Annotated in this window: 12 protein-coding genes; 9 read left to right on the forward strand and 3 right to left on the reverse strand. The window is 72.0% G+C overall.

Translation table 11 applies throughout. The features are described 5' to 3' along the window. The first annotated feature begins 18 nt into the window (after window positions 1–18). The 3 genes from ACFYQ6_RS10390 (at window position 19) to sucD (ending at window position 3,737) form a co-directional block, all read left to right on the forward strand. On the forward strand, window positions 19–1,212 hold the full coding sequence (locus ACFYQ6_RS10390; protein ID WP_388762362.1) for a vWA domain-containing protein: 1,194 nt from the start codon (window positions 19–21) through the stop codon (window positions 1,210–1,212). Window positions 1,213–1,649: 437 nt separating this feature from the next. Next, window positions 1,650–2,831 (forward strand): ADP-forming succinate--CoA ligase subunit beta, encoded by a 1,182-nt coding sequence (gene sucC / locus ACFYQ6_RS10395; protein WP_356737461.1) that lies wholly within the window; start codon window positions 1,650–1,652, stop codon window positions 2,829–2,831. Between the two features lie 21 nt (window positions 2,832–2,852). Next, window positions 2,853–3,737 carry a succinate--CoA ligase subunit alpha gene (gene sucD, locus ACFYQ6_RS10400; protein WP_150488122.1) on the forward strand — a complete coding sequence of 295 codons (885 nt, stop codon included), beginning with the start codon at window positions 2,853–2,855 and terminating at the stop codon, window positions 3,735–3,737. Between the two features lie 131 nt (window positions 3,738–3,868). Here sucD and ACFYQ6_RS10405 read toward each other — a convergent pair whose 3' ends face one another. Then, window positions 3,869–4,840 carry a DNA-directed RNA polymerase sigma-70 factor gene (locus ACFYQ6_RS10405; RefSeq protein WP_388762366.1) on the reverse strand — a complete coding sequence of 324 codons (972 nt, stop codon included), beginning with the start codon at window positions 4,838–4,840 and terminating at the stop codon, window positions 3,869–3,871. A 91-nt stretch (window positions 4,841–4,931) separates the two neighbouring features. Here ACFYQ6_RS10405 and ACFYQ6_RS10410 point away from each other — a divergent pair, with 91 nt between their 5' ends. Next, on the forward strand, window positions 4,932–5,420 hold the full coding sequence (locus tag ACFYQ6_RS10410; RefSeq protein ID WP_388762369.1) for a hypothetical protein: 489 nt from the start codon (window positions 4,932–4,934) through the stop codon (window positions 5,418–5,420). A gap of 346 nt (window positions 5,421–5,766) precedes the next feature. Then, window positions 5,767–7,833: a DUF6350 family protein gene (locus ACFYQ6_RS10415; protein WP_388763009.1), complete on the forward strand. Its 2,067-nt coding sequence runs from the start codon at window positions 5,767–5,769 to the stop codon at window positions 7,831–7,833. Between the two features lie 18 nt (window positions 7,834–7,851). Here the strand turns inward: ACFYQ6_RS10415 and ACFYQ6_RS10420 are convergent, their stop codons facing one another. Next, entirely contained in the window at window positions 7,852–8,826 is a 975-nt protein-coding gene (locus ACFYQ6_RS10420) for a hypothetical protein (RefSeq protein WP_388762372.1), read from the reverse strand. Window positions 8,827–9,065: 239 nt separating this feature from the next. Between ACFYQ6_RS10420 and purN the strand changes: the two genes are divergently transcribed. From purN to ACFYQ6_RS10435, 3 genes are all read left to right on the forward strand, one after another. Further along, a complete protein-coding gene (gene purN / locus ACFYQ6_RS10425; RefSeq protein ID WP_361584295.1) occupies window positions 9,066–9,722 on the forward strand; it encodes a phosphoribosylglycinamide formyltransferase in 657 nt (218 codons plus the stop codon). After that, on the forward strand, window positions 9,709–11,262 hold the full coding sequence (gene purH / locus ACFYQ6_RS10430; protein ID WP_388762375.1) for a bifunctional phosphoribosylaminoimidazolecarboxamide formyltransferase/IMP cyclohydrolase: 1,554 nt from the start codon (window positions 9,709–9,711) through the stop codon (window positions 11,260–11,262). Before purN ends, purH begins: the two co-directional genes overlap by 14 nt. Window positions 11,263–11,470: 208 nt before the next feature. Beyond that, on the forward strand, window positions 11,471–12,916 hold the full coding sequence (locus tag ACFYQ6_RS10435; protein WP_388763010.1) for a DUF2079 domain-containing protein: 1,446 nt from the start codon (window positions 11,471–11,473) through the stop codon (window positions 12,914–12,916). Window positions 12,917–12,996: 80 nt separating this feature from the next. On the opposite strand, the gene ACFYQ6_RS10440 is transcribed toward ACFYQ6_RS10435, so the two are convergent. Next, a complete protein-coding gene (locus ACFYQ6_RS10440; protein ID WP_361584287.1) occupies window positions 12,997–13,746 on the reverse strand; it encodes an RDD family protein in 750 nt (249 codons plus the stop codon). A gap of 227 nt (window positions 13,747–13,973) precedes the next feature. Here ACFYQ6_RS10440 and ACFYQ6_RS10445 point away from each other — a divergent pair, with 227 nt between their 5' ends. Further along, a complete protein-coding gene (locus ACFYQ6_RS10445; protein ID WP_356737475.1) occupies window positions 13,974–14,852 on the forward strand; it encodes a bifunctional methylenetetrahydrofolate dehydrogenase/methenyltetrahydrofolate cyclohydrolase in 879 nt (292 codons plus the stop codon). Window positions 14,853–14,858 lie beyond the last annotated feature (6 nt).

Below are 14,858 nucleotides of genomic sequence, written 5' to 3' on the forward strand. Positions count from 1 at the left end.
GACGGAGAGGAGAAGGCGATGACCGCGGCTCAGGCCGAGGAGGAGCGGCTGCGGCGTTGGCGGCTGGTGCTGGGCGCGGACGGCGCCGGGCCCACGGGACCCGCGCTCGGCGGACGCGACGCGGAGATGGACGCGGCACTGACCTCGCTCTACGGCGACGGGAAGAAGCCGGTCGGCGCGAGAAGGCCGGGCGGCAGGGGGCCGGCCGAGCGTTCCGGGGGCCTCGGGGCGTCGGCCCCTTCCGTCGCCCGCTGGCTGGGCGACATCCGCAGCTACTTCCCGAGCCCCGTCGTCCAGGTCATGCAGCGTGACGCCATCGACCGCCTCGGGTTGTCCTCCCTGCTCCTGGAGCCGGAGATGCTGGAGGCGGTGGAGCCCGACGTCCACCTGGTCGGCACCCTGCTCTCGCTCGGCAAGGCCATGCCGGAGACCACGAGGGAGAGCGCCCGTGCCGTCGTGCGGAGGGTGGCCGAGGACCTGGAGCGCCGACTGGCCGCCCGCACCCGGGCGGCGCTCACCGGGGCGCTGGACCGCTCGGCGAGAGTGGGCCGGCCGCGCCACCGGGACATCGACTGGGACCGCACGATCCGGGCCAACCTCAAGAACTACGTACCGCTGCCCGGAGGCGCGGGCACGGTGATCCCCGAGCGCCTCGTCGGTCACGCCCGCTCCGACCGGTCCGTACGGAAGGACGTCATCCTCTGCGTGGACCAGTCGGGGTCCATGGCCGCCTCCGTCGTCCATGCCGCGGTGTTCGGCGCGGTGCTCGCCTCCATGCGCACCCTGGCGACCCGGCTCGTCGTGTTCGACACGGCGGTCGTGGATCTCACCGACCAGCTCGACGACCCGGTCGACGTCCTCTTCGGCACCCAGCTCGGCGGCGGCACGGACATCAACCGGGCGCTCGCCTACTGCCAGTCCAGGATCACCCGTCCGGCCGACACCGTCGTCGTGCTCATCAGTGACCTCCACGAGGGGGGCATCCGTGACGGCATGATCGAGCGGGCCGCCGCGATGCGGGCGTCCGGCGTGCAGTTCGTGACCCTGCTGGCACTGTCCGACGACGGCACTCCGTCGTACGACCGGGAGCATGCCGCCGCGCTCGGGGCGCTCGGCGCACCGGCCTTCGCCTGCACGCCCGACCTCTTCCCGGAGGTGATGGCCGCCGCGATCGAGAAGCGGCCCCTGCCGATACCGGACACCGGCGTCTGACCGTGACGCGGCCGGTCCCCGCCGCCGCCCGGGAGGACCTGTGCACCTCTCGGCATGGCCGGGGCCGGGTACGTCCGCGCATCTCGACGTGGACGGACAGGGCGCCTTCGCGCACGCCGGCGTGGCCGGGGCCTGGCCCTTCCGCGACGGCGTCGAAATCGGAGCCGGATCCTCCGGATCGCGGCCCCGAACCGCTTCGAACCCACGCCGTTTTGTCCTCGGCACCCCGGTCACCAGCGTGATCTGTGACCGTTATCACCGCCCAGGTGTGATCTGCAATTTAGGGTCCGGGCGAGCGTGGGGGATAACCTGCCGGATGGACATGCCGCGTACCCGGTCACCGTGTGCGCCTCCCTAGTGACTGCGCAGTCACGTTGCCCTCGCGGCACGCCCACGCAGAAAACGAACCGCGAGACCACTAAAAGGGACGGACGCGCGTGGACCTGTTCGAGTACCAGGCGAGGGACCTCTTCGCCAAGCACGGTGTACCGGTGCTGGCCGGTGAAGTCATCGACACGCCTGAGGCAGCCCGCGAGGCGACCGAGCGGCTGGGCGGCAAGTCCGTCGTCAAGGCGCAGGTGAAGGTCGGTGGCCGAGGCAAGGCCGGCGGCGTGAAGCTTGCGGCAGACCCGGACGAGGCGGTCGCTCGCGCGACCGACATCCTCGGCATGGACATCAAGGGCCACACGGTCCACAAGGTGATGATCGCCGAGCTGTCCCCGGAGATCGAGGCGGAGTACTACGTCTCGTACCTCCTCGACCGCACCAACCGCACCTTCCTCGCCATGGCGTCGGTGCAGGGCGGCATGGACATCGAGGAGGTCGCGGAGAAGACCCCCGAGGCCCTCGCGAAGGTCCCGGTCAACGCCGTCGACGGCGTCGACATCGAGAAGGCCCGCGAGATCGTGGCCCAGGCGAAGTTCCCGGCCGAGGTGGCCGAGGGTGTCGCCGAGGCCATGGTGACCCTGTGGGACACCTTCGTTGCCGAGGACGCGCTCCTCGTCGAGGTGAACCCGCTGGTGAAGACCAAGGACGGCCGCATCCTGGCGCTGGACGGAAAGGTGTCTCTCGACGAGAACGCCGACTTCCGTCAGCCCGGCCACGAGGCGCTCGAGGACAAGGCCGCGGCCAACCCGCTCGAGGCCGCCGCCAAGGCCAAGAACCTCAACTACGTCAAGCTCGAGGGCGAGGTCGGCATCATCGGTAACGGTGCCGGTCTGGTCATGTCGACCCTGGACGTCGTCGCGTACGCCGGTGAGAAGCACGGCAACGTGAAGCCCGCCAACTTCCTCGACATCGGTGGCGGCGCCTCCGCCGAGGTCATGGCGAACGGCCTGGAGATCATCCTCGGCGACTCGGACGTCAAGTCCGTCTTCGTCAACGTCTTCGGTGGCATCACCGCCTGCGACGAGGTCGCCAACGGAATCGTCCAGGCCCTGGAGCTCCTCAAGTCCAAGGGCGAGGACGTCACCAAGCCGCTGGTCGTGCGCCTCGACGGCAACAACGCGGAGCTGGGTCGCAAGATCCTCTCCGACGCCAACCACCCGCTCGTTCAGCGTGTGGACACCATGGACGGCGCGGCCGACAAGGCCGCCGAGCTCGCCGCGGCTGCGAAGTAAGGGACGAGGGACTCCAACACCATGGCTATCTTCCTCACCAAGGACAGCAAGGTCATCGTCCAGGGGATGACCGGCGCCACGGGCATGAAGCACACCAAGCTCATGCTGGCCGACGGCACCAACATCGTCGGTGGCGTGAACCCCCGCAAGGCGGGCACGTCCGTCGACTTCGACGGTACCGAGGTACCCGTATTCGGCTCCGTCAAGGAAGCGATGGAGAAGACGGGCGCCGACGTGTCGGTCCTCTTCGTGCCGCCGGCCTTCGCGAAGGCCGCCGTCGTCGAGGCGATCGACGCCGAGATCCCGCTGGCCGTCGTGATCACCGAGGGCATCGCCGTCCACGACTCGGCCGCCTTCTGGGCGTACGCCGGCTCGAAGGGCAACAAGACCCGGATCATCGGCCCGAACTGCCCCGGCCTGATCACCCCCGGCCAGTCCAACGCCGGCATCATCCCGGGCGACATCACCAAGCCCGGCCGCATCGGTCTCGTGTCCAAGTCCGGCACGCTGACCTACCAGATGATGTACGAGCTCCGTGACATCGGCTTCTCGTCCGCCGTCGGCATCGGTGGCGACCCGGTCATCGGCACGACGCACATCGACGCCCTCGCGGCGTTCGAGGCGGACCCGGAGACCGACCTCATCGTGATGATCGGCGAGATCGGTGGCGACGCCGAGGAGCGCGCCGCCGACTACATCGCGAAGAACGTCACCAAGCCGGTCGTCGGCTACGTCGCGGGCTTCACGGCCCCCGAGGGCAAGACCATGGGCCACGCCGGCGCCATCGTCTCCGGCTCCTCCGGCACCGCCGCGGCCAAGAAGGAGGCCCTCGAGGCCGCAGGCGTGAAGGTCGGCAAGACGCCGACCGAGACCGCCAAGCTGGCCCGCGAGATCCTCGGCGGCTGACAGCCCACCGCGTCACCGCCGCACGGCGGATACGGCCGCGGGCCCGCACCCCTCCGCGAAGGGGGGTGCGGGCCCGCGGCCGTTTCCGTACGCCGGGGACACGGCAGCGGGCGGACCGGTCGCGGGCGCCGTCAGGGGATCTTCGGAACCAGGCGCTCCGGTCCGTGCGCCAGCTTCTCCCGCAGCAGCTTCTGCAGCTTCAGGTCCTGCGGAGTCAGCTTCTCGGGACCGCCTCGCGGGGGTACGCCGCCCACGCGTTCGGGCGGGGCCAGCGGCTGTTCGTACTGCGTGGGGGCCGTCTGCAGCGTGAAAGCCGTGGTTCCGATGAGCAGCACGGCGAAGCCGGCCGCCGCACGGGTCCAGAGCCGGGCGATGCGCTCCCCGGCCGCGCGCACGGCCGGGGCGGGAGGCGGTGCGGGCACGTCCTCGGCGAGGGCGAGCTCACCGAGCCGCTCGTGCAGCACCTCGGACCGGCCGACGTTCCCCGCGGGCTCGGCCAGGGCGGGCAGCCGCTCGGTGACGGACGCCCGGGCGTTGAGCAGCCGGCTCGCGGCGGCAGGCGTGCTCGCCTCGGTCTCCGCGGCCGTCTCGGGCAGCCCGAGGCCCACGCCGTCGTGGAGCAGCAGCGTGTGGCGGTACGAGGCCGGGAGGCCGAGCAGCGTGTCCAGCAGCAGCCGCCGCTCCGGGTCCTCGGGCAGCGGGTCGAGCCGGCGGTGCGTACGGCGCAGCCGGTGCCAGGGCGACATCGCGTACTCGTACGCCGCGGCCCGCACCCAGCCCGCCGGATCCCTGTCCCTGGCCACCTCGGGCCAGCGCTGCCAGGCGATACGGAAGGCGTGCTCGACGGCCTCCCGGCACAGCTTCCGGCGGCCTGTCAGCAGGTAGGTCTGGCGGGTGAGGCCGGGAGCCGCGTAGTCGTACAGGGCGTCGAACGCCGCCTCGGCGGTGAGGCTCGCCGGGGCCTCCGGGACCGGCGCGGCGGCCTGGACCGCGGCGGCCGGGGCGGGAGCGTGCGCGTGCGGCAGACGGAGTGCCGGCAGGTCGGTCGGCGCCCCACCCGACGACGGTACGGCCGTTGGTGGCGCGACGACCCTTCGTGGCACCCCCGATGACGGTGCGTCCGGCGAGGTCGCGGCGCTCGACGGGGACGCTGAGCTCGGCGGGGCGCTCGGTGACGGTGCGTCCGGTGGCGGCGTGGGGCTCAGCGGGGACGCTGGGCTCGGTGGCGGTGCGGTCGGCGAGGGCGTGGGGCTCGGCGGGGCGCTCGGTGACGGAGCAGCCGGCGAGGGCGCGGGGCTCGGCGGGGCGCTCGGTGACGGTGCGTCCGGTTGTGGCGTGGCGCTCGACGGGGACGCTGGGCTCGGTGGCGGTGCGGTCGGCGAGGGCGTGGGGCTCGGCGGGGCGCTCGATGACGGTGCGTCCGGTTGTGGCGTGGGGCTCGGCGGGGCGCTCGGTGACGGTGCGTCCGGTGGCGGTGCGGGTGCAGGCGCCAGGTGCGACGGCGGTGTGTCCTGTGGCGGTGCGATTGTCGGTGGTGCGCCGGTTGACGGTGCGTCCGGTGACGGGGCGGCCGGGGCGGGGGCGGTGCCGGGCTCGGTCGGGGACATGGTGGTGCTCCCGGTGGCTTCGACGGAGGGGTGCGGCTCGGGGCGGGTCTCGGTGGCGCCGATCAGCCGGGCGTAGGCCGCGCGCCGGCGGCCCCGTGGGCTGGTGCGCCCGGCTTCCCGGGCGCGGACGGTGGCGGGCGTGGCGCCCACGGCTGCCGCGACCTGCTCCTCACTCAGTGCCCTGGCCTCACGGAGCCTGCGGCGCTCCTCGGCGGAAGGCGGCGGGGCGGCGGGCGCCGGACCGGCGGAACTCCCTGCCGCGCCCGGAGTCATGGCCGTTCTCCGTCCGTGGTGCCACTGCACTGGGTGAAAAAGTACATAAACGTATATTGGGCGACACAGCGGCCATTCGCCCGTTACACGGAATAGGCGCGTGTCGTTGGCAGCATGGCCGTGTGACCCAAGTGACCGAGCGCAGCACGATGTTGCCCGCCGGGCGGAGCAGGTCCGCCGTACTCGTCTCCGCGTTCGGACGCGGGGTGATCGCCGCAGGGCTCGGACTCGGCACGCTGGCCGTCCTGGTCATGGTGCTGTGGATCAGCTCCCCGTACCCCGACAGCGGGCCGGACGGCGCCTTCCACGTGGCGACCTCGCTCTGGCTGCTCGCCCACGGCGCCGAACTCGTCCGGGCGGACACGGTCGGCGGTCACCCCTCGCCCATGGGCGCCGTGCCGTTGCTGCTCTGTGTGCTGCCCGTGTGGCTCGTGCACCGGGCGGCCAGGGACTCGGCCGATGCCGCCGGCGAGGGTGACGGCGACGAGTATGCCGCTGCCACGGACGCGACGGCCGCCGACGCGGAGGCGGCCGGCAGGCACTCGGCCGTCGGGGCCTTCTGCGCGGTGAGCGCCGGGTATCTGCTGGTGGTGCTGGCCGCGGCGGAGTACGCGCGGAGCGGTGCACTGCCGCCGGCGCGGGCCTCGCTCGCCTTTCCCGTCGCCTTGGTGGTGACCGGCGCCGCGGCCGTGGGGGTGTGGACCGCGCGGGGACGGCCGTTGACTCCGCTGCTGGTCTGGGCGCCGCTGAGGGTGCAGGAGGCCGCCGCCCGCACCCGTTTCCGGGCCAAGGCCGGTGCGGCGGTCAGGTCCGCGTCCGCCGGTCTGCTGGTGCTGCTGGGCGGCGGAGCACTGCTGGTGGCGGTGGCGCTGATGTGGCACGCGGGGGCCGCGAGGGAGTCGTTCACGGGGCTCTCGGGCGACTGGGCGGGCCGGGTCTCCGTCCTCCTGCTCGCGGCCGCGCTCGTACCGAACGCCGCGATGTGGGGGGCCGCCTACGGCCTCGGCCCCGGATTCGCACTCGGTACGGCGTCCACGGCCACCCCGTTCGCATTCACCGGGCCCCCCGCGCTGCCGGAGTTCCCGCTTCTCGCGGCGGTGCCCTCCCACGGTCCGGGTACGGCGGTGAACTGGGCGGCAGCCGCGGTGCCCGCCGTGGCCGCCCTGGCCGTCGCCCGGTTCACCGCACGGGGGGCGGCGCCGGTGCGCGGGATGCGCGGAGAGGCGTGGAGCCAGGGTCATACGGCGCTGGTGGCGGGGCTGGCCGCCGTGGGGTGCGGGACCGGTGCCGCGGTGCTGGCCGCGGCGTCGGGCGGCCCGCTGGGCACCGGGGCGCTGGCGGAGTTCGGCCCGGTGTGGTGGCTGGTGGGTCCGGCCGCACTCGTGTGGACGGCAGTGGTCGGCGTGCCGGCGGCGCTGTTGCTGAGGGCGTGGCGGCTGCGGGAGCAGCGGTGGGGCTGGCGGTGGGACGCGGCGAAGGACGAGCCGGTGCGGGCGGAGCGGAAAGCGGAGCAGACGGATCGCAAGGATGAGCGGAAGACGGATCGCAAGGCTGAGCGCGGCGCGGCTGACGGGCTCGGGGGAGCGGACGAGGAGCCGGAGCTGTACGACTTCCTGTCCGCCGACCCGTGGCACGAGGATGGGGCGAGAGAGACGCGCTGGGCGGCGCTGAAGAAGAGCTCGGGTGGCCTGATGGCGGACTTCCCGACGGGCCCTGGTCCTGCCCCGGGGGTGACGGCGACCGTGGACGAGCCTGCGCCGACCCGGGCGAGGCCCGACGCGACGCCGGTGCCGGAGACCGCGACGCCGGCGCCGGACGCGGCACCTTCACGCGAGGCCGCATCCGTGCAGGAGGCCGCACCCGTACGCGAGGCCGCATCCGTGCAGGAGGCCGTACCCGTACGCGAGGCCGCATCCGCGAAGAAGTCCGTACCCGTACGCGAGGCCGCATCCGCGAAGAAGTCCGTACCCGTACGCGAGGCCGCATCCGTGAAGAAGGCCGCACCCGTACGCGAGGCCGCACCCGTGCAGAAGACGGCGCCCGTACGGGAGGCCGCGATGCCCGCCTCAGGGATTCCCCAGGCGGTACCGGAGAGGGCGGCGGAGTCCGGTGCGGCGGCCGGCTCCGGTGGCGCTGCCGAGCCCGGAGAGCGGGCCGGCCGGGGTCCGGATGCCCCTGGGCACCCCGATCCCGGCCGGGACGACGCTCCGCGCTGACCGCGCGGGGCGGCGGAGCTACTTCCGCACGCCGAAGAAGGGCTCCAGCGGGTCGGGCAGCTTGTCGTTGCAGGACAGCGCGCCGGTCTTGGTGAGCGCGTCGTTCACGCAGGTGTAGTAGTCGCGGTAGACCAGCTGGACCGTGTAGCCGGTGGCGACGATCGCCAGGGCGAGCAGCGCCGTCACGAGGCCGCTGACCGCCGCCGTGGTCTGCTGGCGGCCGGTGTTCTGCGTGGCTCTCTGGGCCGCCCCGGGCGGGGTGCCCTGCGGGGTGGACGCGGGCGCCCGGTCCTGGCCGCGCGCGTCACCCGCGGCGCCCGTCGCCGCCCCGGACCCCTGGGTCTTCCGCGGACCGCCGCGCAGTGCGCTGATCGACCAGTACACGGCGAGGGCACCGAGGAGCATCGCGATCTCGGGGAGGTCGAACAGGGCGAAGAAGAAGGCCCACATGCCACCCAGAACCGCATAGCGCGCACGCCGCTGGGCCGGGTCCGTCGGGTCCCAGCGGAGCCCGCCGGGGTTGCCCTCGGGGCCACCGCCCTGGCCGCTCTGTCCGCCGGTACCACCGGGACGGCCGCCGAAGCCGCCGCCCTGCCGGCCGGGCTGCCGGTCGCTCCACTGACTGCCCCAGGCCGGACGGTCGTCGCCGCCGTCGTTTCCGCCGTTGCCCTGGTCACCCGGAGCGTGGGAAGGATGACGGGGCTGCCACGGCTGGTCGGGCCGGTCCTCGGGGGGCGCGGCGAACGGATTGTCGTCGGAGGGCCTGGAAGAGGACCCCGGAGAAGTCCCTCCCGCCGAGGAGGACCCCGACCCCGAGGGAGATCCCGACCCCGAGGAGGAGCCCGAGGACCCCGAGCCCGAAGAGGACCCCGAGCCCGAAGAGGACCCCGAGCCTGAAGAGGATTCCGGCGAAGAGGACTGGCGTTCCCGCATCAGCATGGATGCCCGCTCGGGCAGCGGGTGGCCAAGGGCGGTGCGGAGGCGGTCCGGCATGTGGTGAACGTCTTCCCCATCTCGTCATTTCCGCCCGGGGGCGGTTCCCTGACCCCTGACGCTACCTCTCGGCCACGCCCCCGTCCCGTGGGGGCCGCCAGGAGTGCCGGTATCGTTGCTGACGGTCGGACCGTTCGTAGAGTTCCCCGTATCCCGGGGCAAGCCTCTTTCGTACGACCATACAAACGCACCTCCTGTACATCGCGTACCCGCTCCATCACGCGAGAAAGGGCCCTGCCGTGGCCTCCCCGCCCCCCTCCGCCGCTCCGGCCCGTGTGGTCGTGCTCGTCTCCGGTTCAGGCACGAACCTCCAAGCGCTGCTCGACGCGATCGGTGACGACCCCGAGGGCTACGGTGCCCGGATCGTCGCGGTCGGCGCGGACCGTTACGGCACCGTCGGCATCGAGCGCGCCGAGCGCGCCGGACTTCCCACCTTCGTGTGCAAGCTCGGCGAGTACACGAGCCGCGACGACTGGGACGCCGCCCTGACCGAGGCCGTGGCCGCACACCGCCCGGACCTCGTCGTGTCCGCGGGATTCATGAAGATCGTGGGCAAGGGCTTCCTCGCCGAGTTCGGTGGCCGGGTCGTCAACACCCACCCTGCCCTGCTCCCCAGCTTTCCCGGTGCTCACGGCGTCCGCGACGCGCTCGCGTACGGCGTGAAGGTCACCGGGTGCACCGTCCACTTCGTCGACGACGGCGTCGACACCGGTCCGATCATCGCGCAGGGCGTGGTCGAGGTGACCGAAGAGGAAACGGTGGAGGGCGAAGCCGCCCTCCACGAACGCATCAAGGAAGTCGAGCGCAAGCTGCTCGTCGAGGCCGTGGGGCGGCTCGCCCGTGACGGCTATCGCATTGAGGGACGAAAGGTTCATCTCGGTCATGTCGGTGAATAAGCCCATCCGCCGCGCCCTGGTCAGTGTCTACGACAAGACGGGGCTCGAAGACCTCGCCCGCGGTCTGCACGAGGCGGGTGTCGAGCTGGTCTCCACCGGCTCCACCGCCGGGAAGATCGCAGCCGCCGGCGTCCCGGTCACCAAGGTCGAGGAGCTCACCGGCTTCCCCGAGTGCCTCGACGGCCGCGTCAAGACGCTGCACCCCCGCGTGCACGCCGGCATCCTCGCCGACCTGCGCCTGGACGCCCACCGCGAGCAGCTCGCCGAGCTCGGCGTGGAGCCGTTCGACCTCGTGGTCGTCAACCTCTACCCGTTCAAGGCGACCGTCGCCTCCGGCGCCTCCGACGACGAGTGCGTCGAGCAGATCGACATCGGCGGCCCCTCGATGGTCCGCGCCGCCGCCAAGAACCACCCGTCCGTGGCGGTCGTGACCAGCCCGGAGCGCTACGCCGACGTCCTCGCCGCGGTCAAGGAGGGCGGGTTCGACCTGACCGCCCGCAAGCGGCTCGCCGCCGAGGCCTTCCAGCACACCGCCGCGTACGACGTCGCGGTCGCCTCCTGGTTCGCCGACGGCTACGCGGCCGCGGACGACTCGGGCTTCCCCGACTTCTCCGGTGCGACCTTCGCCCGCAAGAACGTCCTGCGCTACGGCGAGAACCCGCACCAGCCCGCCGCGCTCTACACCTCCGGCGAGGGCGGACTCGCCGAGGCCGAGCAGCTGCACGGCAAGGAGATGTCCTACAACAACTACACGGACACCGATGCCGCGCGCCGTGCCGCCTACGACCACGCCGAGCCGTGCGTCGCGATCATCAAGCACGCCAACCCGTGCGGCATCGCCATCGCCGACGACGTCGCGACGGCGCACCGCAACGCGCACGCCTGCGACCCGCTGTCCGCGTTCGGCGGCGTCATCGCCGTCAACCGTCCGGTGACCGTCGAGATGGCCGAGCAGGTCGCGGAGATCTTCACCGAGGTCATCGTCGCCCCGGCGTACGAGGACGGCGCGGTCGAGGTCCTCGCCCGCAAGAAGAACATCCGCGTCCTGCGCTGCCCCGACGCCCCGGCCTCCACGGTCGAGGTCAAGCCGATCGACGGCGGGGCGCTCCTCCAGGTCACCGACCGGCTCCAGGCCGACGGCGACGACCCGGCCAACTGGACCCTCGCCACCGGAGAGGCCCTCTCCGCCGAGGAGCTCAGGGAGCTCGCCTTCGCGTGGAAGGCGTGCCGCGCGGTCAAGTCCAACGCGATCCTGCTCGCCAAGGACGGCGCCTCGGTCGGCGTCGGCATGGGCCAGGTCAACCGCGTCGACTCCGCGAAGCTCGCGGTCGAGCGCGCGGGCGAGGAGCGGGCCCAGGGGTCCTACGCCGCGTCCGACGCCTTCTTCCCCTTCCCCGACGGTCTGGAGATCCTGACCGCCGCCGGCGTCAAGGCTGTCGCCCAGCCGGGCGGCTCGGTCCGTGACGAGCTCGTCGTCGAGGCCGCGCAGAAGGCGGGCGTGACCATGTACTTCACGGGCACGCGCCACTTCTTCCACTGACCTCCAGGTCGCAGCACCACCGCGGGCCGCACCCTCTCCGGGGTGCGGCCTGCGGCGCGTCCCGGCGTACGGAAGCCGGTCGCCCCTCTGTTCTAATGAATGGCCTTGCCGGACCGTGGCGTGCGGGACCGGTGCGACCGGCAGTTGACCAGTGTGGGATCGGCGTTGCGGGGGCATCGTGGTTGATCTGAACCAGAGCGTGACCGAGGTGTCCGAGGACTCCGAGGACTCCGGGGAGCGGACACCCGCCGGTGTCACGCCACATCCGGCGCCGCTGCGCCCGTACCTGATCGCCGCCGCGGTCCTGTGCGCGATCTACTTCCTGTACGCCTACCTGCGGTACAGCCACTTCCAGTCGCCCTCCTGGGACCTGGGCATCTTCGAGCAGGAAGTGCGCGCGTACGCCGGGTTCGACGCCCCGGTCGTCGACATCAAGGGCCCCGGCTACCTCATACTCGGCGACCACTTCAGCCCTCTGGTGGCCCTCCTCGTCCCGCTCTACTGGATCTGGCCGTCCGCCGTCGCCCTGCTCTTCGCCCAGGCCGCGCTCTTCGCGGCCTCCGCCGTGATCGTCGGGCGCACCGCCCAGCAGATCCTGGGCGGGCGATCCGGTCTCTGCGTCACCATCGCGTACGGGCTGTCCTGGGGGCTCCAGGAGGCGGTGAAGGCGGACTTCCACGAGATAGCCCTCGCCGTCCCGCTGCTGGCCCTGGTCTGCCGCGCCCTGCTCCTGGAGTGCTGGCGGGCCGCCGTCCTGTGGTCGCTGCCGCTGGTGCTGGTCAAGGAGGACCTCGGCGTCACCGTCGCCGTCGTCGGCGTACTGCTGGCTGTGTACGGACGGCGGTTCCAGGGCTTCCTGCTGGCCGCCTTCGGCGTGTTCGCGTTCGTGATGACCGTCCTGGCGCTCATACCGGCGGCGAGCAGCGCGGGGACGTACGACTACTGGAAGAAGATCGAGGAGAACGGCGGGCAGGAGGTCTCCCTCCTCGACTCCGTCCTCGGTGTGTTCAACTCGTCCGTCAAGCTGGAGATGCTGGTCTTCCTCGTCGGCATCACCGCCTTCATGGCCCTGCGCTCCCCCCTGATCCTGCTCGTCCTGCCCACCATCGGCTGGCGTCTGCTCTCCCAGGACTCCAACCACTGGGGCATGGTCTGGCACTACAGCGCGATCCTGATGCCGGTGGTCTTCCTGGCCATGGCCGACGGCATCCGCCGCAGCAGGAGCTCGAAACGGCCCTGGGTCGTCTCCTACGCCGGTGTCGCCGCCCCCGTCGCGGTGGCGATCGCCGTCGCGCTCACCCAGCACCTTCCGTTCCGTGAGCTGCTGCGCCCGGAGACGTACCGCGCCGACGCGCGCACCCACTTCGCCGAGCAGGCTCTGGAGGCCATACCGGCCGGCGCCCGGGTGGAGACGGACATCACGCTGATGGCGCACCTCACCGGCGACCGCACGGTCTACTGGGTCGGCGGGGCCCCCGGCACCGCGCCCGACATCGTCGCGATCAACCGGGACTTCGGCTGGTCACGGCCGATCGACGACCCGGTGAAGTACGCCGAGCAGCTCCACCCCGAGGCGCGTTACCGCGTCACGCGCGAGGCGGGCTCCTTCGTCGTCATGGAGCGGACCAGCCCGGAGCCCGCGGCCTTCCGGTAGGGCGGTGCGGTGTCCTGGCCCGGACAGCACGAAGGGCCGGATCTCTCCGGCCCTTCGTGACGGCTGTACTGCGGTGCGTACTACTTCTTGATCACCAGGGTGCCGGCGGCACGGTCGTGCCAGCCCTGCAGCTTCCCGGAGTTGTCGAAGAACGGCGACAGGTAGACGAGGAGCGCGCCGATGTAGCAGAGGAAGACGCCGACGATCGGGATGATGTAGCGGATGAAGCTGCCGCCGACGCCCGGGTTCTGGCCGGTGTTCTCCTTGACCACGCGCAGGCCCACGGCCATCTTGCCGACCGTGGCGCCGACGAAGGCGATCATCAGCCACTCGTAGAGCAGGGTGATCAGGGCGAAGATCAGGATCGCCCCGAGCATCGTGGCGATGATGCCGGCGCTGGCGTCGTTCACACAGTCCTGGTAACCGGGGTCCATGTACGAACCGCAGTCGTCGGCGCTCTTGGCGATGCCCATGGCGCTGGCGAGACCGATGGCGCTGAGGATGCCGTAGAGCACACCGATGACGACACCGTCGATGGCACGGGCGCCGAGGCGGCGGCCCATCGAGGCGACCTGGACGGTGCCGAGGGCCGGGATGTTGATGTAGCCGCTGTTGGCCTGGATCGTCCCCGGGGCCTGCTGCGGGTAGCCGTAACCGGGCTGGCCCTGCGGCGGCACACCCGGCTGCTGCGGGTAGCCGTAGCCCGGCTGCCCCTGCTGCGGCGGAACGCCCTGGGGGGCCTGCTGCGGGTAGCCGTAACCGGGCTGGCCCTGCGGCGGCTGCTGGCCGTACGGGTTGTTCGGGTTCTGGTTCGGGTCGCCGAAACTCATCTGGGCGGTTCCTCCAACGTGCAAGCGGGGACGACGCGGCCGCACGGAGGAAAGAAAGGTCAGTGGTCCGCCCCCCGGTACTTCTGCGGCACTGCGGCCATCATCGTTATAAGCGACACGTAAGTTTGTCCAGTCGCACTGACTGGCTGTTGCTCAAGTGCAACATCGCGTGCGCCGGGGGACCCGCAATTGGTATGCGGGGCAGGTCATCCGCGAAGATGGGTGTCATGACTGCCCAGATTCTCGATGGCAAGGCCACCGCAGCTGCGATCAAGTCCGATCTGACCGTCCGCGTGGCGGCCCTCAAGGCACAGGGCATCACACCCGGCCTCGGAACCCTGCTCGTCGGGGACGACCCGGGCAGCCGCTGGTACGTGAACGGCAAGCACCGCGACTGTGCCCAGGTCGGCATGGGATCCATCCAGCGTGAACTCCCCGACACCGCCACCCAGGAGGAGATCGAGGAGGTCGTACGGGAGCTCAACGCCAACCCGGACTGCACCGGTTACATCGTGCAACTGCCGCTCCCCAAGGGGATCGACACCAACCGCATCCTGGAGCTGATGGACCCGGCGAAGGACGCCGACGGCCTCCACCCGATGAGCCTGGGCAAACTCGTGCTGAACGAGACGGGCCCGCTGCCCTGCACCCCGCAGGGCGTCGTCACCCTGCTGCGCCGCCACGGCGTGGAGATCAACGGCGCCCACGTGGTCGTCGTCGGCCGGGGCGTCACCATCGGCCGCCCGCTCCCGCTGCTGCTGACGCGCAAGTCCGAGAACGCTACCGTCACCCAGTGCCACACCGGCACCCGTGACCTTTCGTCGCACCTGCGTCAGGCCGACATCATCGTCGCCGCCGCCGGTGTGCCCCACCTGATCAAGCCCGAGGACGTGAAGCCGGGCGCGGCCGTGCTGGACGTCGGCGTCAGCCGGGACGAGAACGGCAAGATCGTCGGCGACGTCCACCCGGGCGTCGCGGAGGTCGCGGCCTGGATCGCGCCCAACCCGGGCGGTGTCGGCCCCATGACCCGCGCCCAGCTGCTGGTCAACGTGGTCGAGGCGGCCGAGCGCGCCGCCGCCGAGGCGTCCGCCGCATCCGCCGGCTGACCCGGA

The organism is Streptomyces sp. NPDC005494 (genome assembly GCF_042872025.1).
Taxonomy (GTDB): domain Bacteria; phylum Actinomycetota; class Actinomycetes; order Streptomycetales; family Streptomycetaceae; genus Streptomyces.

What these genes read in the sequence shown, in the direction of transcription:
- ACFYQ6_RS10420 (WP_388762372.1), bottom strand. Translation starts at nt 8,826, where the DNA reads ATGCCGGACCGCCTCCGCACCGCCCTTGGCCACCCGCTGCCCGAGCGG.
- ACFYQ6_RS10415 (WP_388763009.1), top strand. Translation starts at nt 5,767, where the DNA reads ATGTTGCCCGCCGGGCGGAGCAGGTCCGCCGTACTCGTCTCCGCGTTC.
- ACFYQ6_RS10440 (WP_361584287.1), bottom strand. Translation starts at nt 13,746, where the DNA reads ATGAGTTTCGGCGACCCGAACCAGAACCCGAACAACCCGTACGGCCAG.
- sucD (WP_150488122.1), top strand. Translation starts at nt 2,853, where the DNA reads ATGGCTATCTTCCTCACCAAGGACAGCAAGGTCATCGTCCAGGGGATG.
- ACFYQ6_RS10390 (WP_388762362.1), top strand. Translation starts at nt 19, where the DNA reads ATGACCGCGGCTCAGGCCGAGGAGGAGCGGCTGCGGCGTTGGCGGCTG.
- ACFYQ6_RS10445 (WP_356737475.1), top strand. Translation starts at nt 13,974, where the DNA reads ATGACTGCCCAGATTCTCGATGGCAAGGCCACCGCAGCTGCGATCAAG.
- purH (WP_388762375.1), top strand. Translation starts at nt 9,709, where the DNA reads ATGTCGGTGAATAAGCCCATCCGCCGCGCCCTGGTCAGTGTCTACGAC.